At 61.8% G+C, this 22,246-nt stretch carries 24 protein-coding genes; 17 read left to right on the top strand and 7 right to left on the bottom strand.

Going from position 1 to position 22,246, the window contains the following annotated elements:
* On the top strand, positions 1 to 877 hold an 877-nt coding region (locus EOC06_RS09775), incomplete at its 5' end, for an amidohydrolase family protein (RefSeq protein WP_128307625.1).
* A 3-nt stretch (positions 878 to 880) separates the two neighbouring features.
* Here the strand turns inward: EOC06_RS09775 and EOC06_RS09770 are convergent.
* Positions 881 to 1,465, bottom strand: a complete 585-nt coding sequence (locus EOC06_RS09770) for an amino acid synthesis family protein (RefSeq protein ID WP_128307624.1) — start codon at positions 1,463 to 1,465, stop codon at positions 881 to 883.
* The gene (locus EOC06_RS09765) at positions 1,462 to 2,046 is read right to left on the bottom strand and encodes an amino acid synthesis family protein (protein ID WP_023809103.1); all 585 of its coding nucleotides are present in this window, start codon (positions 2,044 to 2,046) and stop codon (positions 1,462 to 1,464) included. Before EOC06_RS09765 ends, EOC06_RS09770 begins: the two co-directional genes overlap by 4 nt.
* A 252-nt stretch (positions 2,047 to 2,298) precedes the next feature.
* Here EOC06_RS09765 and EOC06_RS09760 point away from each other — a divergent pair, with 252 nt between their 5' ends.
* The 6 genes from EOC06_RS09760 (at position 2,299) to EOC06_RS09735 (ending at position 8,949) form a co-directional block, all read left to right on the top strand.
* Positions 2,299 to 3,303 (top strand): BMP family protein, encoded by a 1,005-nt coding sequence (locus tag EOC06_RS09760; RefSeq protein ID WP_128307623.1) that lies wholly within the window; start codon positions 2,299 to 2,301, stop codon positions 3,301 to 3,303.
* Between the two features lie 91 nt (positions 3,304 to 3,394).
* The gene (locus EOC06_RS09755; RefSeq protein WP_164898525.1) at positions 3,395 to 4,969 is read left to right on the top strand and encodes an ABC transporter ATP-binding protein; all 1,575 of its coding nucleotides are present in this window, start codon (positions 3,395 to 3,397) and stop codon (positions 4,967 to 4,969) included.
* Positions 4,966 to 6,006: an ABC transporter permease gene (locus EOC06_RS09750; protein ID WP_127272241.1), complete on the top strand. Its 1,041-nt coding sequence runs from the start codon at positions 4,966 to 4,968 to the stop codon at positions 6,004 to 6,006. The genes EOC06_RS09755 and EOC06_RS09750 overlap by 4 nt, the downstream gene beginning before the upstream one ends.
* Positions 5,994 to 6,980 (top strand): ABC transporter permease, encoded by a 987-nt coding sequence (locus tag EOC06_RS09745; RefSeq protein ID WP_128307622.1) that lies wholly within the window; start codon positions 5,994 to 5,996, stop codon positions 6,978 to 6,980. The genes EOC06_RS09750 and EOC06_RS09745 overlap by 13 nt, the downstream gene beginning before the upstream one ends.
* An 11-nt stretch (positions 6,981 to 6,991) precedes the next feature.
* Complete coding sequence (locus EOC06_RS09740) at positions 6,992 to 8,005, top strand: nucleoside hydrolase (protein ID WP_127292944.1); 1,014 nt, start codon at positions 6,992 to 6,994, stop codon at positions 8,003 to 8,005.
* Positions 8,002 to 8,949: a nucleoside hydrolase gene (locus tag EOC06_RS09735; RefSeq protein ID WP_164898524.1), complete on the top strand. Its 948-nt coding sequence runs from the start codon at positions 8,002 to 8,004 to the stop codon at positions 8,947 to 8,949. Before EOC06_RS09740 ends, EOC06_RS09735 begins: the two co-directional genes overlap by 4 nt.
* Before the next feature lie 185 nt (positions 8,950 to 9,134).
* Here the strand turns inward: EOC06_RS09735 and EOC06_RS09730 are convergent, their stop codons facing one another.
* From EOC06_RS09730 to EOC06_RS09710, 5 genes are read right to left on the bottom strand one after another with little or no spacing between them, the layout of a single operon-like run.
* A complete protein-coding gene (locus EOC06_RS09730; protein WP_127269132.1) occupies positions 9,135 to 9,674 on the bottom strand; it encodes a prepilin peptidase in 540 nt (179 codons plus the stop codon).
* 1 nt (position 9,675) lies between these two features.
* On the bottom strand, positions 9,676 to 10,215 hold the full coding sequence (locus EOC06_RS09725) for a tetratricopeptide repeat protein (protein ID WP_128307621.1): 540 nt from the start codon (positions 10,213 to 10,215) through the stop codon (positions 9,676 to 9,678).
* Between the two features lie 54 nt (positions 10,216 to 10,269).
* On the bottom strand, positions 10,270 to 11,220 hold the full coding sequence (locus EOC06_RS09720) for a type II secretion system F family protein (RefSeq protein WP_128307620.1): 951 nt from the start codon (positions 11,218 to 11,220) through the stop codon (positions 10,270 to 10,272).
* 18 nt (positions 11,221 to 11,238) lie between these two features.
* The gene (locus EOC06_RS09715) at positions 11,239 to 12,210 is read right to left on the bottom strand and encodes a type II secretion system F family protein (RefSeq protein ID WP_128307619.1); all 972 of its coding nucleotides are present in this window, start codon (positions 12,208 to 12,210) and stop codon (positions 11,239 to 11,241) included.
* On the bottom strand, positions 12,210 to 13,598 hold the full coding sequence (locus tag EOC06_RS09710; RefSeq protein ID WP_128307618.1) for a CpaF family protein: 1,389 nt from the start codon (positions 13,596 to 13,598) through the stop codon (positions 12,210 to 12,212). The genes EOC06_RS09715 and EOC06_RS09710 overlap by 1 nt, the downstream gene beginning before the upstream one ends.
* A gap of 530 nt (positions 13,599 to 14,128) precedes the next feature.
* Here EOC06_RS09710 and EOC06_RS09705 point away from each other — a divergent pair.
* The 10 genes from EOC06_RS09705 to EOC06_RS09660 all read left to right on the top strand — a co-directional run.
* Positions 14,129 to 14,341 (top strand): Flp family type IVb pilin, encoded by a 213-nt coding sequence (locus EOC06_RS09705; RefSeq protein ID WP_128307617.1) that lies wholly within the window; start codon positions 14,129 to 14,131, stop codon positions 14,339 to 14,341.
* A gap of 99 nt (positions 14,342 to 14,440) precedes the next feature.
* Positions 14,441 to 15,463: a Flp pilus assembly protein CpaB gene (gene cpaB, locus EOC06_RS09700; RefSeq protein ID WP_128307616.1), complete on the top strand. Its 1,023-nt coding sequence runs from the start codon at positions 14,441 to 14,443 to the stop codon at positions 15,461 to 15,463.
* 48 nt (positions 15,464 to 15,511) lie between these two features.
* On the top strand, positions 15,512 to 16,957 hold the full coding sequence (locus EOC06_RS09695) for a type II and III secretion system protein family protein (RefSeq protein ID WP_128307615.1): 1,446 nt from the start codon (positions 15,512 to 15,514) through the stop codon (positions 16,955 to 16,957).
* Positions 16,944 to 17,237: a hypothetical protein gene (locus EOC06_RS09690; protein ID WP_128307614.1), complete on the top strand. Its 294-nt coding sequence runs from the start codon at positions 16,944 to 16,946 to the stop codon at positions 17,235 to 17,237. Before EOC06_RS09695 ends, EOC06_RS09690 begins: the two co-directional genes overlap by 14 nt.
* A 70-nt stretch (positions 17,238 to 17,307) precedes the next feature.
* The gene (locus EOC06_RS09685; RefSeq protein WP_128307613.1) at positions 17,308 to 18,789 is read left to right on the top strand and encodes a TadE/TadG family type IV pilus assembly protein; all 1,482 of its coding nucleotides are present in this window, start codon (positions 17,308 to 17,310) and stop codon (positions 18,787 to 18,789) included.
* Positions 18,790 to 18,794: 5 nt separating this feature from the next.
* Positions 18,795 to 19,319, top strand: a complete 525-nt coding sequence (locus EOC06_RS09680) for a TadE/TadG family type IV pilus assembly protein (protein WP_128307612.1) — start codon at positions 18,795 to 18,797, stop codon at positions 19,317 to 19,319.
* Between the two features lie 2 nt (positions 19,320 to 19,321).
* Entirely contained in the window at positions 19,322 to 19,936 is a 615-nt protein-coding gene (locus tag EOC06_RS09675) for a TadE/TadG family type IV pilus assembly protein (protein WP_128307611.1), read from the top strand.
* The gene (locus tag EOC06_RS09670) at positions 19,933 to 21,096 is read left to right on the top strand and encodes an AAA family ATPase (protein WP_128307610.1); all 1,164 of its coding nucleotides are present in this window, start codon (positions 19,933 to 19,935) and stop codon (positions 21,094 to 21,096) included. Before EOC06_RS09675 ends, EOC06_RS09670 begins: the two co-directional genes overlap by 4 nt.
* Entirely contained in the window at positions 21,080 to 21,670 is a 591-nt protein-coding gene (locus EOC06_RS09665) for a L,D-transpeptidase (protein ID WP_128307609.1), read from the top strand. The genes EOC06_RS09670 and EOC06_RS09665 overlap by 17 nt, the downstream gene beginning before the upstream one ends.
* Positions 21,667 to 22,246 (top strand): hypothetical protein (locus EOC06_RS09660; RefSeq protein ID WP_128307626.1); only part of this gene is annotated, 580 nt, incomplete at its 3' end. The genes EOC06_RS09665 and EOC06_RS09660, both read left to right, overlap by 4 nt.

The following is a 22,246-nucleotide window of genomic DNA, read 5'->3' as shown; positions in this document are numbered from 1 at the left end:
GGCGGGTGAAGTCCACACGCCGGGCCGACCGCGCGACCTTGTCGGGCTGAAGGCGCTGGCGATCGCTGCCCAACGCACCTTCTCCAACTTCCGTCCGAACGGCATGAAGATCCTGGCCGGGGCACCGATCCTGGAACCCGGCCTTACCGAAGAAGACTTCCGCAGTCTCGCCGAGGCCGGCGTGACGCTTGTCGGCGAGGTCGGACTTGGCGGCGTCAAGGATGGGCCGACCGGCCGGATGATGATCGCCTGGGCGCGCAAATACGGCATGACCTCGATGACCCACACGGGCGGTCCATCCCTGCCCGGCTCCGGCCGCATCGGCGCCGATGTCGTGCTGGAGGTCGACGCCGATATCGTCGCCCACGTCAATGGCGGGCCGACGGCCCTGCCCGACGCGGAAATCCGGCAGATCTGCGAGAAGGGCTCGAGGGCGCTTGAAATCGTCCATAACGGCAATTTGCGCACCGGACTGTTCGTGCTCGACCTGGCAAGGCAGCGCGGCGAACTTGCCCGCGTCATCCTCGGCACCGACAGCCCGGCCGGATCCGGCGTGCAGCCGCTCGGCATCCTGCGGATCCTGACCATGCTGGCTTCGCTGGGGGGTATCGCGCCGGAAGTGGCGTTCTGTCTTGCCAGCGGCAACACGGCGCGCGTGCGCGGACTGGACGATCGCGGCATCATCGAGGTCGGTCGCGCCGCCGACCTGATCTTCATGGATCAGGCGATCGGCGGCGCCGGCGACGGGTTGCTCGACAGCGTGGCGCTCGGCAATCTTCCAGGCATTGGAATGGTCGTCATCGACGGCGTGGTGCGGACCGGCCGGAGCCGCAACACCCCGCCGGCGATGCGGGTGCCGGAAGTCCTGGCGGCCTGACCGTCAGCCGACGCCGTCAATCCCGACAATCTTGTCCTTGGTCAGCCCGCCGACGCGCGGGTGCGGCCTGCCGGAATCGGTGACGGCGATAGCAACGACGATCTCGTCGGCACGCGGTGCGTCGGGAACGCGAACCTCCATGCCGTCGAAATGGCTGCGCACCCGCGCAGCATCCTTGTGACCGAGCGGTATATCGAGCGGCACGCCGAGGCCGCCGCGCTTCTTCGATGAAGGAATGAGCGCGGCGCCCTTGCCGAGCACATCGCGGAACGGGGCGCCGAGCTTTGGATGAAGGATGGCGGCGGCATGTTCGAGTTCGCCATCGGCGCCGACGGCGGCGGCCTTGCCGAAGCTCTCGACCCGATCGCCGGCAATGCCCAGAGCAGCGACGGCGCGCTTGGGCAGGATATCTCCCAATGCTTCGCCGATGGCACTGAGTACCGACAGATCCTCGACGTAAGTGCCCGCATAGGGGTTGCGGATCACCGCAATGGCCGCGGCACGCCGCGTCGGCGGATCGACGGGTCGCCCGCCTTCGATCCGGGTTTCCTCGACGATGGTGATGATGCGGCGGATTTCCGGGTTCATCGCAGTCCGTCCTCGCCCTTGATATCGGCGGCGGCAAGGCCGCCGACCCGTGCATGGACGCGTGCGCCGGTGGTCATCGCCAGGATGACCGCCATTTCGTCGCCGCGCGGCGCATCGGCAATGCCGATCTCGATCGCATCGAAATGGCTGCGCACATAGGAGGCGTTTATGTGCGTGATCGGGATGTCGATGCGCGTTCCGGGGCCGCCGACCTTCTTGGTCGAAGGCACGATCGCCTTGGCATTGCCGAGCAGTTCGCGCATCGCGTAGCCGCCCGGATTGTGCCAGAGCGCGCCATGTTCAAGCTCGCCGGCGGCGCCGACTATGGCACCCTTGCCATAGCCTTCGATGGCCTGGCCGCCTTCACCAATGGCGTCGATCAGGCGCCGAGCCATATCGAGACCGAGCGGCTTCAGGTCTTCCATGAAGCCGGTGATCTCTTCGACATAGCGTCCGGCAAAAGGGTTGGCGATGACCGCGACGACCGCGCCCCGCTTGAGCGGGCGTGCCGCGTGGGGTCCGCCCTCATGGAATATCTCTTCGACCTGAACCAGAAATTTCCTGACCACCACAGCCGGCATTGTTCGCTTCCTTCATCCCGTCGTTCAAAAACTCGTTAGAGTATCAACAATTATGCCCATCGACATTTGTCAAGCTCAGACGTCGAGCAAGCGGGCGAAGGGCCAAGAAAACTGCATCGGATGACGATTGACAGCCTGTTAAGCCGCTCCTAAACTCATATGACCATCAACGAACTCGCCGTTGTCCCGGCGATATGTGGGGGATGGTCAAAGCGTGGCTTCAAAAGCTGAAAAAAGCTGAAGGGGAATGACATGAAAAGGGCGCTCAAGAGTTTATTTCTGGCCGGCACGATGCTTGCCATTTCGTTCGGACCGGCCGCCGCACAGGCCAAGGTTTCCGTGGCCGCCATCTCGGGATATTTCGCACAGGGTTTTGGCGTTTCGATCGTCAACGGCCTCAACAAGGCCAAGACCGATTTCGGCATCGACCTCAAGCTGGTCGACACCGGCAATCGCGCGCTCGACTACCAGCAGCAGTTCGAGAACCTTGCCAAGGGCAAGCAGTACGACCTCATCTTCGTGATGGGCTGGGAGCTGGTGGACTCGCTGCAAAAGGTCAGCGCCGAATATCCTGAACAGCGCTTCGTGTTCATCGATGGCGTCCTCGACAACCCCAAGATGATCTACGCCAATTTCGCCGAGGAGCAGGGATCCTTCGTGGCCGGTGCACTTGCCGGCATGATCGAAGCCAAGGGCACGGCCTTCGACAAGATCGGCGACGGCAAGGCGATCGGCTTTGTCGGCGGCCGCGATATTCCGGTGATCCGCAACTTCCTCGGCGGCTACGAGCAAGGCGCCAAATATGCCGCGCCCGACGTCAAGGTAAACTCCGTCTTCGCCGGAACCTTCGACGACCCGGCCAAGGGAAGCGAACTTGCCCAGGCGCTTTACGGCCAGGGCTCCGACATTGTCTACAACGTCGCCGGCCCGACGGGTGAAGGCGTGATGCAGGCAAGTGCCGCGGTCGACAAATATTCGATCGGTGTCGACATCGACATGTGCGGCTCGGCTCCCGGAAATGTCCTCGCCAGCATGCTGAAGCGCGGCGACATCGCCGTCTACACGCTGATCAAGGACGAGGTCGAGGGCCGCAAGATCACCGCCGGCACCCGCACTTTCGACCTCGCCTCGGGCGGTGTCGAGGTCAAGGTCTGCGATGATATTGCCCCAAAGATCCCTGCTGACGTGACCGCCAAGCTGGACGAGATCAAAAAGGGCATCATCGACGGCAAGATCGTGATCGCCAAGGCAAAGTAAGCCAACAACAGCGCCTCCCTCCCAAGAAAGCGCTACACTGATCCGCCGCGGCTTGCCGCGGCGGATCAGTGTCCAATCTGCGAGAGCCACGTTGTCGAACACGCCGGGGTCGCCGACCCTCCACAGCAATGCCGCGATGGCCGTCGAGTTGACTGGCATCACCAAGCGTTTTGGCGCATTCGTCGCCAATGACGGCATCGACCTTGCGGTCCGCCGCGGCGAGATCCACGCCATCATCGGCGAGAACGGTGCCGGCAAGACGACGCTGATGAACATCCTGTTCGGCCTCTTGCAACCGGACGAAGGCTCGATCCGGCTGAACGGTGAAGAGATCGTGATCGCCGACCCGTCCGTGGCGATAAAGGCCGGCCTCGGCATGGTTCACCAGCATTTCAAGCTGGTTCCCTCGCTCTCGGTCGCCGACAACGTCTTTCTCGGTATGGAAATCCGTCGCCATGGGCTGATCGACCACGCCGCACAAATTGCGCGCACGCGCGACCTGTCGAAGCGCTTCGGCCTGCAGGTCGATCCGACCGAGCGCGTCGGGCTGCTCTCGGTCGGCATAGAGCAACGCATCGAAATCCTTAAGGTCCTGGTGCGAGGCGCGCGCACCATCATCCTCGATGAACCGACCGCCGTGCTGACGCCGCAGGAAAGCCGTGAACTGTTCCAGACACTGCGCAGCTTCGTGGCCGAAGGCATGACGGTGATCTTCATTTCGCATCACCTGGAAGAGGTGATGGAAGTGTCCGACACGGTGACGGTGCTGCGCAACGGCAGGAAGGTGGCGACCCGGCCGACGGCCGAGCTCAGCAAGGACGAGTTGGTGCACATGATGGTCGGCCGCGAGGTGAGCTTCGACCGCCGGCCGCGCGCTTCGCTGCACGGCGACGTGGTGCTCGAAGTCAAGGATCTGTGGGCGCGCGACGATCGCCTGCTGCCGGCTCTTCGCGATGCCAGTTTCACCGTCCGCTCCGGCGAGGTGGTGGGGATCGCGGGTGTGGCCGGCAATGGACAGACGGAGCTGGCGGAAGTGCTTTCGGGCTTGCGACCGGCAAGCCATGGCGGGGCGTGGCTGAAGGGCCGGAATCTCACCGCACTCTCCCCCGCCGCGATCCGCCAGGCAGGCCTCGCCCATGTTCCAGGAGACCGCATGGTACGCGGGGTCGATCGCAACGCTTCGATAGCAGCCAACACCCTGATGGGCCGCCAGCATCGCGCCCCGTGGAGCCGCGCCGGCATGCTCAACTGGAATGCCATAAATCAAAACGCCGAAACGCTGATCAAGAGCTTCGATATTCGCGCGCGCGGAGCCGGTGATGCGGTCAAGCGGCTTTCGGGGGGAAACATCCAGAAGGTCGTTCTGGCGCGCGAATTCACCAACGGCGCCGATTTCCTGCTGATCGACCAGCCGACGCGCGGCGTCGACATCGGCGCCCAGGAGGCCATTCATGACGAGATCATGCGCCAGCGCGCCGCCGGCCGCGCAATCCTGCTGATTTCCGTGCAGCTCGACGAACTGGCCGCCCTTGCCGACCGCATCCTGGTGATGTTCAACGGGCGGATCATGGGCGAGGTCGCCGGCGACGAGGCCGACGAGGAGCGCATCGGCATGATGATGGCAGGCGTGGCCGTGCCGGAATTCGCCGCGGAGACCGCATCATGACAGACCATTTGCGTGCCGTTTCCGGCCAGGTGATCGCCATCGGCGTGGCGCTGCTGATGGGCGCGATCATCATCCTCATGGTCGGCGAAAGCCCGGTGCGCGTGTTCATGACGCTGTTGCGCGGCGCCTTCGGCGATCAGGAGAAGATCGCCGGGACCTTGCTGCAGACGACGCCGATCCTGATCTGCGGTGTCGCCGCCTGCATCGGCTTGCGCGGCGGCATGTTCAACGTCGGCATAGAGGGCCAACTGTTCCTCGGCGGTTTCGCCGCCGCGTGGGTCGGCTTTGCCATGCCCCTGCCCGCAGGCATCCACACGCTGGCGGCACTGGCGCTCGCGGTGGTGGCAGGCGCGGCCTGGGTCGCCATCCCCGCCTACTTCCGCGCCCGCTACAACACCAACGAAGTCGTCTCGACGATCCTGTCGAACTACGTGGCGGTGCTGCTCACGTCCTATTTCACCATCTTCCTGTTCAAGCGGCCGGGTGGCTGGTCGGAGACGCCGCCGATCCTGGCGACATCCTATCTGCCGGAGATCTTCACCTTTTCGCGGTTGAACTGGGGCCTGGTCATTGGCCTGGTGCTGGCGGTCGGCGCAGCCCTTGTCTTCCGCTACACCAAATGGGGTTACGGCGTCACGATGGTCGGTTCGGCGCCGAAATTCGCCGAATATGGCGGCGTCAACGTGAAACGGCAGGGTTTCCTGGTCCTGCTGCTTTCGGGGGCCGTCGGCGGGCTGGCCGGCGGCGTCGAGACGCTCGGCGTCCATCACCGCTTCATGGAAGGATTTGCCCCCGGTTTCGGCTTCGACGGGTTGATCGCCGCCCTGCTTGCCAATGGCTCGCCTGTCGCCACCATCTTCACCGCACTGTTCTTCGGCGCCCTGCGCAACGGATCGCTGCTGCTTGAGGTCGATACCAGCGCGTCGCGCGAGATCATCACCGTGATCCAGGCGCTGATCATCCTCAGCGTGTCGGCCCAGGTGCTGGTGAGAAAGCGCGGCGACAGCCAGGCAGGGGAGCGGCGATGGAAATTCTAGACAAGCTCATCAACGTCGCGCTGATCGCGGCGACGCTTCGCACCACCGCGCCCATCCTTCTGGTCGCGCTTGGCGGCTCGTTCACCACCAAGGCCGGCATCTTCAACATCGGCCTCGAGGGGCAGATGCTGGTCGGCGCCTTCTTCGCCGTCCTTGGTTCGATCTGGACCGGTTCGGCGCTGGCGGGCGTCGCCTGCGGCGTCGCGGCGGCGCTCGTCTTCGCCCTGATCTTTGCCGTCCTGGTGGTGAGCTTCAAGGCCAATGAAGTGGTCGTCGGGCTGGCGCTCAACATCCTGGCCGGCGGCATGACGATCTCGCTGATGAAAGCGATCTTCGGCACGCGTGGCTCGATCGTCGGTCACGGCATCGTCGGCCTGCCGAAAGTCCAGCTGCCCGGTGCACGCGACCTTCTCGGCTCGTGGGCGCCGCTGATCTCCGGCTTCACGCCGCTCGTCTATGTCGCCTTCATCGCCGTGCCGCTGCTGGTCGTCTGCTATACCAGGACGCGGCTCGGCCTCTATATCCGCGTCGTCGGCGAAAAGCCGGAAGCCGCCGAGGCGCTTGGCATATCGATCACCCGCGTCCGCTACATCGCATCGCTGCTTTGCGGATTGCTGGCGGGCCTCGCCGGCGCTCACCTGTCACTCGGCTACATCACCATGTTCACCGAAAACATGTCTTCGGGCCGTGGTTTCATGGCGGTGGCAATCCTGATCTTCTCCAACGGCGATCCGCTGAAGGTGCTGGCCGGCTGCCTGCTGTTCGGCTTCGCCGATGCCTTTTCGCTGCGCCTGCAGACGTTCGGCTATCCCTCCTACCTGGTTCTCACGGTTCCTTATGTCGTCGCGCTGATCGCATTGTTCGCGCTGTCCTACCGGGCGCGTCCGAAGATTATCGCCGAGACGCTGGAATCGATGCGTAAGCTGCTGTCGGTAGACAAGAACACTGAAGCCGGCGGCAAAAATCCCCAGTGAAGGAAGCCTCTATGGAACGCATAATCCTCGACGTGGATTCGGCCGGCGACGATATTCTCGCCGTGCTGTTTGCAGCGGTCAATCCGAAGCTGCGGCTCGAGGGCGTGACCACTGTGACCGGTGCCGCCGGCCCGATCGAGCAGGTCACCAACGTCGTCCTCAACACGCTGACGCTCGCCGGGCGCGACGATATCCCGGTTCACGCCGGCGCGTGGCGGCCGATCGTCGGCAACGCCAAGGCCGACATGGAGGCGCCGGTGCATTTCGAAAAACGGCTCGTTGCCCGTTTCGGCGATCGCCTGAAGAAGTTCAACCCGCCGGCGCCGACGCCGGTGCGGCAGGCCACGTCGGGACATGCGGTCGATTTCATCATCGGCACGGTCATGGCCAATCCGGGCGAGATCACGCTGGTGACGACCGGCCCGCTGACCAACGCGGCGATGGCGCTGTTGCAGGAGCCGGGATTGACCGGTGCACTCAAGCGGCTGATCGTGCTCGGCGGCAATTTCCAGACGCCGGGCAACATCACACCCTTGTCGGAGTACAACATCTGGGCCGATCCGGAGGCTTCGCGCATCGTGCTCAACGCCGATGTCGAGAAGATCCTCGTGCCGCTCGACATCTGCGAGGACAACCGCGTCGCCGATTCGATGCTGACACGCGACGACATCGCCGACATGCAGGCCGTCGCGAGGGACAATCCCGTCCTTGAGATGATCGCCGACAGCTTCCCGATCTACATCGATATCTGGCGCGAATTCTTCGACCTCGTCGGGTTCCCGATGGATGACGTGATCACCGTGGCGCTGGCTTTCGATCCCGGCCTGGCGACGATGACCGAGCCGCTGTTCGCCGACGTCGTGCTCGACGGCAGGCTGGCGCGCGGCCAGACCGTCGCCTATCGCGGCCGGCAATTGCTGCCCGGCGGCGGACCCAAGACCACCCGCATCTGCACCGGCCTGGACGGTCGGCGTTTCCTCGACGGCTTCAAGAAAACCATAGCGCGCTACGAGCGGGCGGCGTGAAAGACGACATGATGACCAAGCGAACCCCTATCCTGTTCGACTGCGACCCCGGCCACGACGACGCCATCGCGCTGGTCATGGCGCACCGCTCGCCGGCCATCGAACTACTCGGCGTCACCACGACCTGCGGCAATGCGGAAGTCGAGAAGACGACGGCCAATGCCTTGCGCATCCTGGAATATATCGGCGCCGGCGACGTGCCTGTCGCGCAGGGCTGCCACCGCCCGCTGGCGCGCCCGCTGGTGCTCGGCACCGCCGACGGCCCGAGCGGGCTCGAGGGCTCGCCCTACCTGCCGCAGGCGACGATCAAGCCGGTTGACCAGCACGCCGTCGATTTCCTGGCCGACAGACTGCGCGCCGCGCCCGAACCGATCCTGGTCGTTGCCACCGGCCCGCTCAGCAACATCGGCCTGATGATCCTCAAGCATCGCGACGTGCTGCCCAAGATCAAGGAGCTGATCTGGATGGGCGGCGTGTTCTACCGCAAGAGCGAGATCATCACGCCGACCGAGTTCAATGCGTTCTGCGACCCCGAAGCGCTGAAGATCGTTCTGGACAGCGGCGTGCCGATCCTGATGGTCGGCCTCGACGTCACCATGCAGGTGCTGGTCGAGGCGCCGCAATATGCCGAACTCGCCACCATCGACACGCCGCTCGGACGGCTCGTCAACGACTGGCTGCTGTTCTACGAGAAGCTGCACCGCAACTCGATGGGCGTCGGCGGCGCCATGCACGATCCCTTGGCGCTGGCGCTGGCCATCGACCCGACATTGGTGCGCACGCGCCCTGCCCATATCGGTGTCGATCTGTCCGGCACCTACGCCTTCGGCGCGACCATCGCCGATTACTGGGGCGAGCGCGGTGAAAAGGACAATGCCCGCATCGCCCATGAGGTCGACGCGGACCGCTTCTTCAAGCTGATGTTCGACCTGCTGCGGGATTGAACGGAGCGCAGCGGCGCAGGCAGCGTCAGACGATAGGAATTTTTTCTTGACTCGCTGCACTCAGCTATGGTACATTTTTGCCTATGGTGCAGATTTGCGCCGTGACCCGCCGCACAGGCGGGTTTTTCGTTTGATGCTCCGTCAAATCTCCCACGAGGCAAATTCAGCTGCGTGAGATGTCAGGGTCAGTTGAGCTGGTTGAGGATTCCAGAGCTGCTCGCGACCGTCAAACTCCTGTAGATCAGGAACGCCAGCGTACAGATCGCGGCCAGCGAGATCGGCACGCCGAACGGCACCACGCCCTTGCGGTCCAGATGCTGGACGACAAGCCGAAAAGCGCCCGCCGGCAGCATGAACGGGTTTTTCACTATGACCGCGGTTGCCAAAGCGAAAACCAGAAGCAGCACTGAAAACACCGCGAGAGCGCTGCCGCTGATCAGGAATGGCACGACTGCCAGCAGCTTGACATCGCCGGCGCCGATCTTGCGCAAGACCCAGAAGGGCAAGAGCGCGACGAACAGCAGAAGTCCGGCGAGAGCGCTCAGCCCCATGTCCCACCACGAGCCGGACTGGAGCGACAGCAGCAGCAAGCCCCCAGCCCCCAGGCAGAGCAGCAGCAGCACGTCGCGATTGGAAATCTTCTGCGTCTTGAAGTCGAGCCAGCCAATCCTTGCCAGCAGAGGGATAGCGAGCACCTTCAGCAGCAGAGCTTCGACGAGCAGCATGCTAGCGCTCGACGTTCTGCACGCTTGACGACAAAAGCTTCAGATTGTTGGCGACGGTCGGGTCGTTGGGCGCCAGTTCGTAAGCCTTGAGGAAGTTGGAGCGGGCGTCCTGCAGCTTGCCGCGCAGCAGGTAGGAATAGCCGACATTGTTGTAATATTCGGGCGTCGCGCCGACCAGCCTGAAGGCCTTGGCATAGGCTTTGTCGGAGAGGTCGAAGCGGTGGATCCGGTCGGTGCAGGCGGCCAGCCCCATCCAGGCGTTGCCATCATTGGGCGCCAGTTGCGTCGCCTTGAAGAACAGCGCGCCGGCATTGCCGTAGTTTTCGGCACGGAACTGGTTCTTGGCCTCTGCGACGGCCTGGTCCGAGGCATAATATTCGACGTCGCTGACCGTTTTCAGCCCGTCGAAAGCATCGCCAAAAGACGTCACGTCGCCCTTCGACGGCTCGTTCGTGCGGACGATGCCGTCGGTTGTATCCGCCGTCTGGCAGCCGGCAAGAATTATCAACAGACAGGCTGCCGCCGCGATAGCCCTCTTCATATAGATTCCCCCAAGGGTCCCGGACCTCATATTAGAATCAGATCATACACGCAACTAGAAGAAAATGCCCCTCATGCGGATGATCACCGGCAACATGATCACCATCATCACGACTGGGAATATGCAAAGCCCCAACGGAATCATCATTTTTACGGGCAGCGAATTGGCGCGCTCCTCGGCACTCAGAATCCTCTGACTGCGCATCTCTTCGCTGTAAACGCGCAAAGCTTCCGTAAGACTGGTGCCGAGTTCTTCCGATTGCCGGAACAGAACGGCCAAAGCCCGCGCCTCTTCGAGGCCGATGCGGTCAGCAAGTTCGCGCAACGCTTCCCGCAACGGCTTGCCAGCCCGCAACTGCAAATTCATGATCGAAAGCTGGATGCCAAGCCATTTATGGGTGCCGGCCAGTTCAGCGCTGACGCGCTCAACCGCCGCCTCCAGGCTCATGCCGGCATCGGCGCAGGTGATCATCATGTCCATGAAATCGGGAAAGCCGCGCCGATAGATTTCCTTCTGCGCATTCTCGAAGCGATCGAGCATAATGCTCGGAATCACGATGCAGGCCAGCCCGAACAGGCCAGCCCCGGCAAAGCCTATGAAACCGGGCAAGGATGGCGGGAGCACTCGACTCAGGACCGCATAGACAGCTAAAAACCCGACACAGACCGCACCAAGCCGTGACAGGGTATAGATGAGCGGAGCGCTGGGCTGATAAAAGCCGGCGCGGAAAAGTTTCGCCTCAAGGGCATTTGGCTCGTCCCGCTCCTTCTCGATCGATCGAAAATACGCATCAACCGGCCGCTGCGCTGCGATCTTGGCGAGCTGTTCCTGTCCAACGAGCGAACGGCGATCGGCAATACCTTCGGCAATCAGACTTTGTGCGACCAGCTTCCGTGTCTGTAGCGCCGGCAAAAAGACAAGCGCGCCAAACAAGAAAAGCGCCGCCGCCGCCAAGAAGACAGCGACGGAAACCAAGAAGCTCAGATCCTGAATGGTCGAAAACAAGGTTATGCCTCGCTCCTGTCAGAAATCGAAATTGACCATTCGATACATGATGAAATCCCCCAGCAGCGCCCATAGGCCGAAAATCAGGAACACCGGCATGATCAGCGGGTCGTGCCAAACCTTGCCGTAGTAGGTCGGCGAGAGCAACTGAAGGATCAGGAACATCACAAGCGGGAACAGTGAGATGACCCATGCAGACACGCGACCCTCGGCCGAAAGCGCTCTGATCTTCCTCCTGAGTTTCTGCCTTTCGCGCAGCACCGACGAAAGATTGGACAAAATTCCGGTCAGATTGCCGCCTGTCTTGGACTGGATGGAGAGAGAAACCGACAGGAGATGAAGGCCGTCGAAGCCGACGCGCTGCGAAAGCTTTCGCACAGCCTGCTCGATGCTGAGGCCAAAGGTGATTTCATCGGAGACGATGCCGAATTCGGTGCCGAGCGGATCAGGCATCTCCCGGGCGACGAGACCAACCGCGACCGAAGCAGGATGTCCGGCGCGCAGCGAACGAACGATCATGTCGAGCGCATCCGGGAGCTGTTTGGCAAATTTCTGGATTCTTTTTTTGCGAGCGCGGCGAAGAATCAGAAGTGGCAACACAAATCCGACCACCACAAAAACCATGGACGACACCAATGTAGAGAAACCCAGCACGATCGACAGCAGCAACGCCAGCACCAGCCCTGCTAAAAGGAATGTCACGGCGAAAGACAGCGGATTTCCGGTGATACCGGATTGAGTGTAGAGCCTGTTCAGTCCGATCAGACCGAAAAGAAAGTCTCCCGATTTCGATAGCCCGCGTTCGCGCAGCAAGACTTGCAGGGTCTGTTCGGCCGAAACTTCATCAGTCAGCCGCCTCAGCCGATGGTTGATCGCGCCAATCCGTGAACGGCGTTTGGCAAAGGAAAGGTACATGGCCTCGCCGGCGAGAATGACCGATGCCGCGGCAAGTACGTAAATAAAATAGAGCAAAGCCTGACCGGTCGGCATCAGAGGGCAACCTGCGGATTGAAGGCGTCCTTGGCAAAATGATGGCCAAGCGTCGCGGCCTCCGGAGCGAAGCGCGGACGGACACCGGTTGCTCGAAAATCTCCGATGACCTTGCCTTCGGCTGTGACCTCACGGCGGACGAAATGATAGATTTCCTGAAGCTGGACGACATTGCCTTCCATGCCGGTCAGTTCCGATATGGAGGTGACACGCCTGCCGCCGTCCGAAAGACGCTGCGTCTGGACGATGATGTCGATGGCGGAGGCAATCTGCGCCCGGATTGAATCATGCGTCATCGGCATGCCGGCCATGCCGACCATCTGTTCGAGCCGCGAGATCGCGTCGCGCGGCGTATTGGCATGGATGGTCGTCATCGAGCCTTCATGGCCGGTGTTCATCGCTTGCAGCATGTCGAATGCTTCCTCGCCACGCACCTCGCCGACGATGATGCGGTCCGGCCGCATACGAAGCGCGTTCTTCAGCAATTCGCGCTGGCGGACCTCGCCCTTTCCCTCGACATTGGGCGGGCGCGTCTCCAGCCGCCCGACATGCGGCTGCTGCAACTGAAGCTCCGCCGCATCTTCGATGGTGATCAGCCGCTCCTTGGCAGGAATGTAGCTCGACAGCGCATTGAGCAGAGTGGTCTTGCCGCTGCCGGTGCCACCCGAAACCAGGATCGATTTGCGCGCCTGCACGGCGATGCGCAGCAATTCGATCATGGGGGGACGGATCGAATTGAATGCCATCAAACGCTCGAGCGAATAGGGATTTTTCGAGAATTTACGGATCGACACCAGCGGGCCGTCGACCGAGATCGGCCGCACCGCGATGTTGACGCGGGAACCATCTTCGAGGCGAGCATCGACCATGGGCGACGATTCATCGACGCGGCGGCCAATCGCCGACACGATTCTATTGATGACGCGCAACAGATGCGCCTCGTCCCGAAACCGGATTGGCGTCTCTTCAACGATGCCTCGTCGCTCGATGAACACGCGCTTGTGCGTGTTGATTAATATGTCGGTGATCGAATCGTCCTTGAGCAGTGGCTCGATCGGGCCGAGACCCAACATCTCGTCCGCCGTGTCGCTGGTCAGTTGATCGAGCTCACGAGCATTCAGCGGCACGCCGCGGCCGCGCACGAATTCGCGCACGATCGGACGGATTTCATTCAGGATGTCGTCCTTGGAGGCTGTTTCGAGGACCGCGAGGTTGAAGCGGTCGATCAAATGGCGGTGGAGATCGACCTTGAGGGTCAGAAAATCGTCGCCATGCGTTTCAATATCAGCGGCCGGTAAAAGGGCCGGAGCTACAGGCAGCGCCGCCAGCGGCTCGACCTTCGTCGCGGCCTGCTGCTCCCCAGGCCCCTTGATGAACCGCCCCAGCATAATCGCTTATACCCCCTTAGTCCCTTATTAGCGGAAACTAACTGTTAACCACGGGAGGCACAAGCGCCCAGGTGACCTTCGTCACCGCAATACTTTCTACATAGTTAAGATCAGAAGCCCTGTAATAATGCGCTTATTTGATAGGGCTGCCGGTTCGTGGTCAGAGCGTCGGTGCCGCTTTCCAAGCTTGTCCGATTTTTGAGGACAAACATCCCGGGAGACCCTGCTAAGCCATTAGATATAAAGGAATATGCATTATTTCTAATGCTTCCTCAATCCTGCCACATCCAAGGCCAAATTGTGAACGAATGGTTAAGGCGCTTGAAAAATGAAGAGAATCAATCCGTTGAGAAAATTCGTAACTGTGATCTTCTTGCCGAATCATGTACATGAAAGTTAAGGAACCCTTAATCTCGTTTGACTCTGCGTTTTCTCGGGACCTAGGATCGAGATGACGGGGGATGCTTGGGTATGGATTTCATCCTTTGCTCTGTCTCGTCGGGTTCAAACCTCCAAAGGGAGAAATTGACATGAAGAAGCTCATGACGATGACCCGGCAGTTCCGCGACGATGAAAACGGCGCTGCCATGGTCGAATATTCCATCCTTATCGGCATTATCGCCGTTGCATCTATCATGGTTGTCATCGCTATCGGCGCCTGGGTGAACGGTCGGTTCGCAGAACTTTGCACCGGTCTCGACGCACACCCGACTGGCACTTGCGCGGCGGGTGGCGGAAGCTGATCGCCTAACAAGCTCAGGTCCGGGTCTCACGACCCGGACCTGTACCGGTCGCACTGGGCGAGTGCGGTTCACTTTTACTGGCCTTTTGGGGTTAGGCTTATGCGTGCCAATACGCTTATCATGATTGTCCTCGCCGGCGTGTTCGGCGTTCTGGCGGTGGTTCTTGCCAATTTCTGGCTGGCCAGTCAGCGTAGCGCCATGGCGGATGCAAACGGCGTCCAGCGCGACACGGTCGTGGTGGCAGCTGTCGCCCTCAAATTCGGTGACGCGCTGACATCAGACAAACTGCGCGAGATCGCCTGGCCGGTCGGCGCCGCGCCGGTTGGCGCCTTCAAGACAACGAAGGAAGCCTTGGCCGGTGATGCCCCCAGACAGGCATTGCAGTCGATTAGTGCCAACGAGCCAATACTTGCCACCAAGATCACCGGCCCTGGCCAGCGCGCCACGCTTTCAGCCGTGCTCGGCGAAGGCATGAAAGCCGTTTCCATCCGGGTAAACGACGTGCTCGGTGTCGCCGGCTTCGTCTTCCCCGGCGACCGGGTCGATGTGCTGCTGACGCGCACGACACGCGGCGACGATGGCGCGGACAAGAGTTTCGTCGACGTGCTGCTGCAGAGCATGAAGGTGCTCGCCGTCGATCAGGTTGCCGATGAAAGCAAGGACAGCCCGACAGTCGTGAAATCGGTGACGCTCGAGGCCAGCACCAAGGATGCGCAGAAGCTGACCTTGGCGGCAGGCGCCGGCCAGTTGTCGTTGGCGCTGCGCCAGGCCGCGGCCAGCAAGGGCGAGACGACGGAACGGGTGACGCTTTCCGACCTGACCGGCGAAACGCCGGCCGATGTCGCCGCCAGGCAGGCGGAGCTCGACAAGAAGGCAGCAGCGGAAGCGGAGGCTGCAGCCGAACGCAAGCGCGCCGAGGACAAGATTGCCGGGTTGACCCAGGCTGTGGAAAAAGTGGGCAGCCGTCTCGACGAACTGGGCCGGGCCAAACCGGTTCCTGTCGCGGCACCGGCGACCAAGGAAGTGGTCAAATACGTGCAGCCTGAGCCGCCGGCACGGGCGACGGTCGGCGTATTCCGAGGTGTGAAGCTCGAAACATATGACGTGCCGCGACAACAATAAAGTGCGGCGAAACGGATGCTGCCACCAGCAGCGAGTGGGGAGACGGGGATGCGGGGTTCTTGGTTAGGGATAGCGACGGCCGCGTTGTCGTGTCTGGCGGCGCTGTTGCTGTCGAGCCTGGCGGCTGGTGCGGCCGACCGCTTCATCGACGTGTCGACCCCCGCCGTGCACCGGATTTTCCTGCCGATGTCACAATCGGTAACGATCCAGGTGAGTGCCAATCTGGGCGATATCGTCGTCGGTGACGAGAAGATCGCCGATGCGCAGCCGATGACCGACCGCACGCTTTATGTCATCGGCAAGGGCGCCGGCACCACCACGGTCAACCTGTTTTCCACGGACAAGCGCTCGCTCGGCGCGCTCCAGATCGAGGTCGGTGTCGATGTCAGCGACATGGCGCAGGCGATCCGCCAGGTGGCGCCGAAGTCGCGCATTGAGGTCGGCTCGGTCAATGGCAGGGTCAGGCTTGCCGGTCATGTCAAGGACGGCGCCACGCTGGCTGCGATCATGGCGGTTGCGCAGCAATATGGCCCCGACGCCGTCATCAACTCCGTCATCGTCGACGACAGCCAGCAGGTCAATCTCGAAGTGCGCGTGCTGGAAGCCAAGCGCAACACCGGCCGCGACCTCGGCGTGTCGATCAAGAGCACGAACGGCAGTGGCACGACCCGTACCGGTACCGGTGTTGCTGCCGTCGACGAGGACGGAGTGGTGCTCGGGCCGGGCGGTCTGCTCAGCGGCCTCCTGTCGACCTCCAGTCCCTTCGGAGCCCTGATCACGCGCGTCATCGACAGCAACATCAAGGTCGATCTGATCATCGAAGCGCTCGAGTCCAAAGGCGCGGTGCGCATGCTCGCGAACCCCAACCTCACCACGCTTTCCGGCGAGCAGGCCAGCTTCAACGCCGGCGGCGAAGTGCCTATCCGCACTCTCGACAAAGACGGCGAGATAAGCATCGAGTACAAGCAATTCGGCGTTAACCTGCTGTTCACGCCGGTCGTACTCGACGACGGCAAGATCCACATGAGGCTGGCGCCGGAAGTCAGCGACCTGACCGGCTTCACCACTGCCGGCGACCCGATCTTCACCAACCGCAAGCTGGCCACCGTCGTCGAACTGCGCGACGGCCAGAGTTTCGCCGTCGGCGGGCTTCTGTCGAGCAAGACCACCAAGCTCCAGGACCAGGTGCCGTGGCTCGGCCAGGTGCCTGTCATCGGAACGCTGTTTCGCAATTCGAGCAACCAGAAGGAAGAGACCGAGTTGGTCGTCATCGTCACGCCGCACATCGTGCGACCGGTGAAGCCCGGCGAGCAGCTGGCGACGCCTTTCGACAAGACACGGCCCGCCAACGATCCCGAATTCTTCGTGCTCGGCCAGCTTGAAGTGACCAAGGACATGGTCCGCAAATATGAACTGGGCGAAGGCGTCACCGGCCCCTATGGCCACATGCTCGACTTCAAATCGAAGGACAAGATGCTTTATGTCAAGAAATAGCGCCTTGATCCTCGTGCTGTGCACCGGCCTGCTGACAGGCTGCGCCGCAGACTATCTGAACCATTACGATTCGGTGACCTTGGCCGCCGGCGACACGCAGAAATTCAATTCGATGCTGCAGACGGTCGACCCGCTCAATCCGAACTCAAGAAATACGAAGATCGAGGGCGACGGCGCGCGCGCCGCCGGTGTTGCACAGAGCTACAGATTTCCACCACCACCGCCACCGCCGCCGGCCATCACGGTCAATGTCGGTGGGTCGGGTGTGACGAACCAGTGAACTGAATAGAGGGATGCGGTTTCAGTGCGCCGGGCAAGACGACTGGCGTCAGGGGAGCAAGAGTAAGGCCATGCTGCGGACCATTCGCGCGTTCTGGCAGGATCAGAGGGGAGTAGCGCTGATCCTCGTCAGCATCACCCTGCCGGCGATCATCGGCTTTTCGCTGCTCGCCATCGATATGAGCAGGGCGAACAATCTGCATAACGATCTGCAAAAGGGCGCCGATTCGTTCTCGCTCTCCGCTGCTGCCGAACTTGATGGCCGGTCTGATAGCATCACGCGGGCAGACCGCGCGCTGTCCACCTTGGTCTTCAACAAATACAATTTCTCGACAGGTGGTACCGGCCCGCAGGATTTGTTGGCAGCCGGCGTAACCAGGCGCTATCTGAGATCTATTCCTGCGACCGACAATCTTCCGATCACCGCAGCCAACGTAATCACCGACGAGGTCGCAGGCGCCGCGCAAGCCCGCTTCGTCGAGGTCACGGTAACCCCGGTGGGGTTCGCAGCGATCTTCCCTGTCTCTTTTCTGTCTTCGAACGCCAACGGATCGTTCAACATCGGGGCAGTATCGGTCGCCGGCTTCACCTCCAGCGTCTGTGACTTCACGCCAGTCTTCATCTGCAATCCATACGAGAATGATCCTAACGGACATACACTCGAAGAGGCTGTAGCCAACCCAGCCCTGCATCGCCGCCAAATCGAACTCCGGAAGGTTGGAAACGGGGCAGCGGCCGGCCCAGGCAACTTTGGCTTTCTCCAACCTCCGGACGGAGTCGGCAACGGGGCGCAGGCGCTTGCTGAAACGATCGCGACATCCAAGCCGGTCGGCTGCTATTCGGCGGATGGCGTCGACACCAAGACAGGACAGAATGCTGGTCCGGTACAAGACGCGTTCAACGTCCGTTTCGGCATCAGAGCCAGCGGCCACTTCAACACCCCTTTATATGGACCCGCCGTCAATGTCCGAAAGGGCGCATCTACCGGAGGAGGTGGTAACGGCAACGGTAATGGCGGAGGTGGAGGCCAATGCCCTCAATATAATCAGTTGACCTTCAACGGAGCGGGCAACATGGGGCTTCCCCGAGATCAGGCGTGGAGCGGGCGCATAGGCGACGGAAACTGGAATTTCTCCACCTACTGGAGCACAAATTTTGGCTCCGCTTCCTATCCATCTTCGTGGAACACAACCAAGCCGACGCGCTATGAGGTCTACCGTTACGAAATATCGGCTGGTCTTGTGGGGACGGCATCTGTCGGAGGCGAGAGCGGAACGCCGCCGAATTCTTGCCAACCACCGGTCACGTCGGTGGACCGGCGCTTGATCTTTGGTGCGATCCTGAATTGTGAAGCGCTCGACGAAACCAATGATCTCTCCGGCCACAGCACCGGTCTGCCAGTCGAGGCCTTCGGCAGTTTCTTCCTCACCGAACCGGTATCTTCGCCTTCCGACGATGCCTCAGTCATGGTCGAGCTCGTCGACATCACCGGACGTGGCGGCCAAGGCACGCTCGACAATTTCCTTCGCGACGAAGCCCAGCTCTATCGGTGACGGCTATGATCGCAACGCTCTACCGCCATCTGCATAGATTTAGACGCGATCCAAGTGGGACGGCGCTTGTCGAGATGGCGCTGATCGCCCCACTGATGCTGATCCTGTCGGCGGGTGTCTTTGAATTCGGCAATCTGATTCACGAGAAGCTGCTGATGGAAGCCGGGCTTTCGGACGGTGCCCGCTTTGCCGCGCGCTGCAACAGTCAGTTGTATACCAGTGCCGGATTGACGATCGACTGCGCCGACATTGCCACCAACATCGCGGTGTTCGGCAACGCGACCGGGACAGCACCCGCGCGCATCGCCGGCTGGCAGAAGGCGAATGTGACGATGACCATCGCCGCCTCAGGCTCTTGTCACGATGCCGTGGTCGCCGGCGTCACTCAATATCGGTCCACCACCGCACAGGTTTGCATCGTCAGGGCGGCGGGCACCTTCGGTTACAGCGGGGTCGGCATACTGTATTTGCTCAGTATCGGGCCGATCACCCTCAATGGCTTTCACGAGGAGCGGTTGATCCGGTTCTGATCATGATCAAGCGTTTCGCAAAATCAGAGGACGGCACGGCGACAGTGGAAATGGCCATTGTCTCGACCCTGCTGTTTGCCCTTGTCTTCGGCTTCGTCGATTTCGGCTATGCATTATATCAGTGGAACTCGGCCACCAAGGCCGTCCAGGCCGGTGCACGGCTAGCCTCAATCTCGGATCCGGTCGCGCCGCAGATTTCCACGGCTGGCCCGACTACGACACCGGGATCTCCCGTTGTCGCGAATTCTTTTGCCTATGTTTGCAATGGAGCAACCTCGACCTGCAGTTGCACAGGTGCCCATTGTGTTGCCGGCGTGTGGTCAGCAACAAATTTCAGCAGAATTTTTGCAGGTGACGACGGAATATGTGGCCCGGTGGCCGGCAGTCGTCCTGGCATGTGTGACTTCGACCCCTTGCTGCTGCCAGCCAATGTCGTCATCCGCTATTCGGCTACGGGACTTGGCTATCAGACGCGAGCAGCAGGAAACGTTCCTACTATTTCGGTCAGCCTCCAGAATGTGAACTTCCAGTTCTTCTTTTTGAGTTTTGCAAACATCATTATGCCCTCCATGCTGAGCACGGTCACGGGCGAAGATCTGAAGAGTACCGCGTCATGAATGCCATCAACACCAAGGTTACGCCGACCAAGCGCAAGCAGGTGGCGCTGTTCTCGTCGGATCCTAATTTCAAGCGCGATGTGGCGACGCGGCTCGATGCGCTGGCGATCTATGACGTCAGGGTTTCCGAGACGAGCGACTTTCTCAAGGGGCCGCCGGTCGATACGCGGCCGGGCATTGTCATCCTCGATCTCGGCAATGGCGAGCTGCTCGGCAGGCCCGGCATCGTCGAGGCGCGCGCGCTGTGGGCCAGCGTGCCGCTGATCGCGGTTTCCGACGAGCTGAGCTCGGAGCAGACGCGCGTGCTGGTGCGCATGAACGCCTCGGACTGGCTGCACAAGCCGCTCGACGGCAAGGAGCTGCTCAATGCGGTGACCTTCCACGACACCGGCAACCAGGGAACGAAGAGCCGGATCATCACCTTCATCAGCGCCAGCGGCGGCGCCGGCGCCACGACGCTTGCGCTGTCGGCGGCCGAATTCCTGGCTTCGAAATCGGCCGAGCGCGCGGCGTCCACCTGTCTCGTCGACCTGGATTTCCAGAGCGCCAATTGCGGCGCCTATCTCAATTTGTTCAACCAGTTCGACCTCGCCGGGATCATCGGCCAGCCGGAACGGCTCGATGTCGAACTGATGGACGTCATCAAGCTGTCGCGCCCGTCCGGCCTCACCCTCTACGCATTCGAGCGGCCGCAACTGCCGTTCGAGCCGCATGGCAGCGATTTCGTCTTCCGGCTGCTCGACCTCGTCGCCTACCGCTTCGACGACATCGTCATCGACCTGCCCAATCTCGAAACGCCCTGGCACGATTCCGTGCTGTCGACGAGCGACGAGATCTTCATCGTCTTCGAACTGAATGTCGCGTCGCTGCGGCAAGGCAAGCGGCTCTACAAGAAGATCCGCGAGCTGCGCGGCAATGCGGTCAGCATCACGCTGGTCGCCAACAAGCACAAGCGCAAATGGTTCGGGAACCATTTTTCGCGCAGCGAGCTCGAAAAGATCTTCAAGGCGCCGCACATCAAGTCGGTCGCGCTCGACAACGCGCTCCTGACCGATGCGCTGAACAGGGCCATCCCGCCTTCCGAAGTGGATGGGCGGGCGCGCTTCAACAAGGATCTGAAGCGGATGTTCAAAGAGCGGCTCGATGACGCTGCCCGATAGATATCGGATCGCCCCGAAGCTCGCCGGCGCCTGCGTGCTCGGCGTGGCGCTGGCGCTGTCCGTCCACGATTTCGCCGAAGCGCGATCGGCGCTTTCGGAGCGGCCGCCGCTGCCGGCGATGGGGCCTAGCCTGCGCAAGGCCGTTGCCTTTAGAACCGCCGAGCAGCCGGGCACGATCGTCATCCGCAAGGACGAGAAGGCGCTTTACCTGGTGACCCGCCAGGGCCAGGCGCTGCGCTACCAGATCAGCGTCGGGCGCGACGGGTTCGGCTGGACCGGAATCGTCAAGGTCGGGGCGAAGACCGAATGGCCGGAGTGGCGCCCGCCGCAGGAAATGCGCGCCCGCCAGCCGGAGCTGCCGAAAATGGTGCCCGCCGGCCCCTACAATCCGCTCGGCGCAAGGGCGCTCTACCTGTCGCGGGACGGGCGCGACACGCTCTACCGCATACACGGCACCAACGACCCGTCGGGTGTCGGCTTCGACGGGACATCGGGCTGTTTTCGACTCACCAACACGGATGTGATCGATCTTTTCAAACGCGTCGCGGTTGGCGCAAAGGTGGTGGTCCAATGACGATGATCAGCGAACCGGACATGCCGGCGATCGATATCGGAAACCAGGAACAGCGCGAACCGGTTGCCACCGAGAAATTCAGCAAGGCAAAGACGATCGGCGTCATCGTCGCCGGTGGCGCGCTTCTGATCACCGCGGTCAACATGGCGGCCGCGGTCTATCTCTATCGGGGCATGAGCGACCTGCGTTTCGTCGAGGCGCGGCTGGAGCAGCTCGGCGCGTTCGAGCAGCGGATCGCGGCCCGGCTCGACACGGTCAACAACGGTTTTCAGAGCCGGTTCGAGAAACTGGACAGCCAGTTGCAAGGCAGCTTCAACGAGATCGATGCCGGCATTGCCCGGCTGGGGCAGACTATGCCGGTCGCCGGCGGCGAGGGCATGCCGGGTGCGGAAGAACCGTCCGAATTCGCCACCAGCACGCTGGCGCAAGCGCCCGAAGCGCTCGACGGCGAGAGCGCGAGCGAGCCCGGCGTCATCGAAGCGCCCGCACCCAGGAGGAGAATCGCATCGGCGTCGCCCCCTGCTCCAAGCTCCAACTACCAGCGCATCCAGCAGCCCGACGGCAAGGTCTATTTAC

Source organism: Mesorhizobium sp. M7A.F.Ca.MR.362.00.0.0 (assembly GCF_004023175.1).
Classification (GTDB): Bacteria; Pseudomonadota; Alphaproteobacteria; order Rhizobiales; family Rhizobiaceae; genus Mesorhizobium.
This window is presented reverse-complemented; position numbering and strand designations above follow the sequence as displayed.

Coding starts and splice junctions, on each gene's coding strand:
- EOC06_RS09675 (WP_128307611.1), top strand. CDS start 19,322: ATGATCAAGCGTTTCGCAAAATCAGAGGACGGCACGGCGACAGTGGAA.
- EOC06_RS09725 (WP_128307621.1), bottom strand. CDS start 10,215: ATGAAGAGGGCTATCGCGGCGGCAGCCTGTCTGTTGATAATTCTTGCC.
- EOC06_RS09730 (WP_127269132.1), bottom strand. CDS start 9,674: ATGCTGCTCGTCGAAGCTCTGCTGCTGAAGGTGCTCGCTATCCCTCTG.
- EOC06_RS09715 (WP_128307619.1), bottom strand. CDS start 12,210: ATGCCGACCGGTCAGGCTTTGCTCTATTTTATTTACGTACTTGCCGCG.
- cpaB (WP_128307616.1), top strand. CDS start 14,441: ATGCGTGCCAATACGCTTATCATGATTGTCCTCGCCGGCGTGTTCGGC.
- EOC06_RS09745 (WP_128307622.1), top strand. CDS start 5,994: ATGGAAATTCTAGACAAGCTCATCAACGTCGCGCTGATCGCGGCGACG.
- EOC06_RS09750 (WP_127272241.1), top strand. CDS start 4,966: ATGACAGACCATTTGCGTGCCGTTTCCGGCCAGGTGATCGCCATCGGC.
- EOC06_RS09690 (WP_128307614.1), top strand. CDS start 16,944: ATGTCAAGAAATAGCGCCTTGATCCTCGTGCTGTGCACCGGCCTGCTG.
- EOC06_RS09740 (WP_127292944.1), top strand. CDS start 6,992: ATGGAACGCATAATCCTCGACGTGGATTCGGCCGGCGACGATATTCTC.
- EOC06_RS09665 (WP_128307609.1), top strand. CDS start 21,080: ATGACGCTGCCCGATAGATATCGGATCGCCCCGAAGCTCGCCGGCGCC.
- EOC06_RS09710 (WP_128307618.1), bottom strand. CDS start 13,598: ATGCTGGGGCGGTTCATCAAGGGGCCTGGGGAGCAGCAGGCCGCGACG.
- EOC06_RS09685 (WP_128307613.1), top strand. CDS start 17,308: ATGCTGCGGACCATTCGCGCGTTCTGGCAGGATCAGAGGGGAGTAGCG.
- EOC06_RS09705 (WP_128307617.1), top strand. CDS start 14,129: ATGAAGAAGCTCATGACGATGACCCGGCAGTTCCGCGACGATGAAAAC.
- EOC06_RS09680 (WP_128307612.1), top strand. CDS start 18,795: ATGATCGCAACGCTCTACCGCCATCTGCATAGATTTAGACGCGATCCA.
- EOC06_RS09760 (WP_128307623.1), top strand. CDS start 2,299: ATGAAAAGGGCGCTCAAGAGTTTATTTCTGGCCGGCACGATGCTTGCC.
- EOC06_RS09695 (WP_128307615.1), top strand. CDS start 15,512: ATGCGGGGTTCTTGGTTAGGGATAGCGACGGCCGCGTTGTCGTGTCTG.
- EOC06_RS09670 (WP_128307610.1), top strand. CDS start 19,933: ATGAATGCCATCAACACCAAGGTTACGCCGACCAAGCGCAAGCAGGTG.
- EOC06_RS09770 (WP_128307624.1), bottom strand. CDS start 1,465: ATGAACCCGGAAATCCGCCGCATCATCACCATCGTCGAGGAAACCCGG.
- EOC06_RS09765 (WP_023809103.1), bottom strand. CDS start 2,046: ATGCCGGCTGTGGTGGTCAGGAAATTTCTGGTTCAGGTCGAAGAGATA.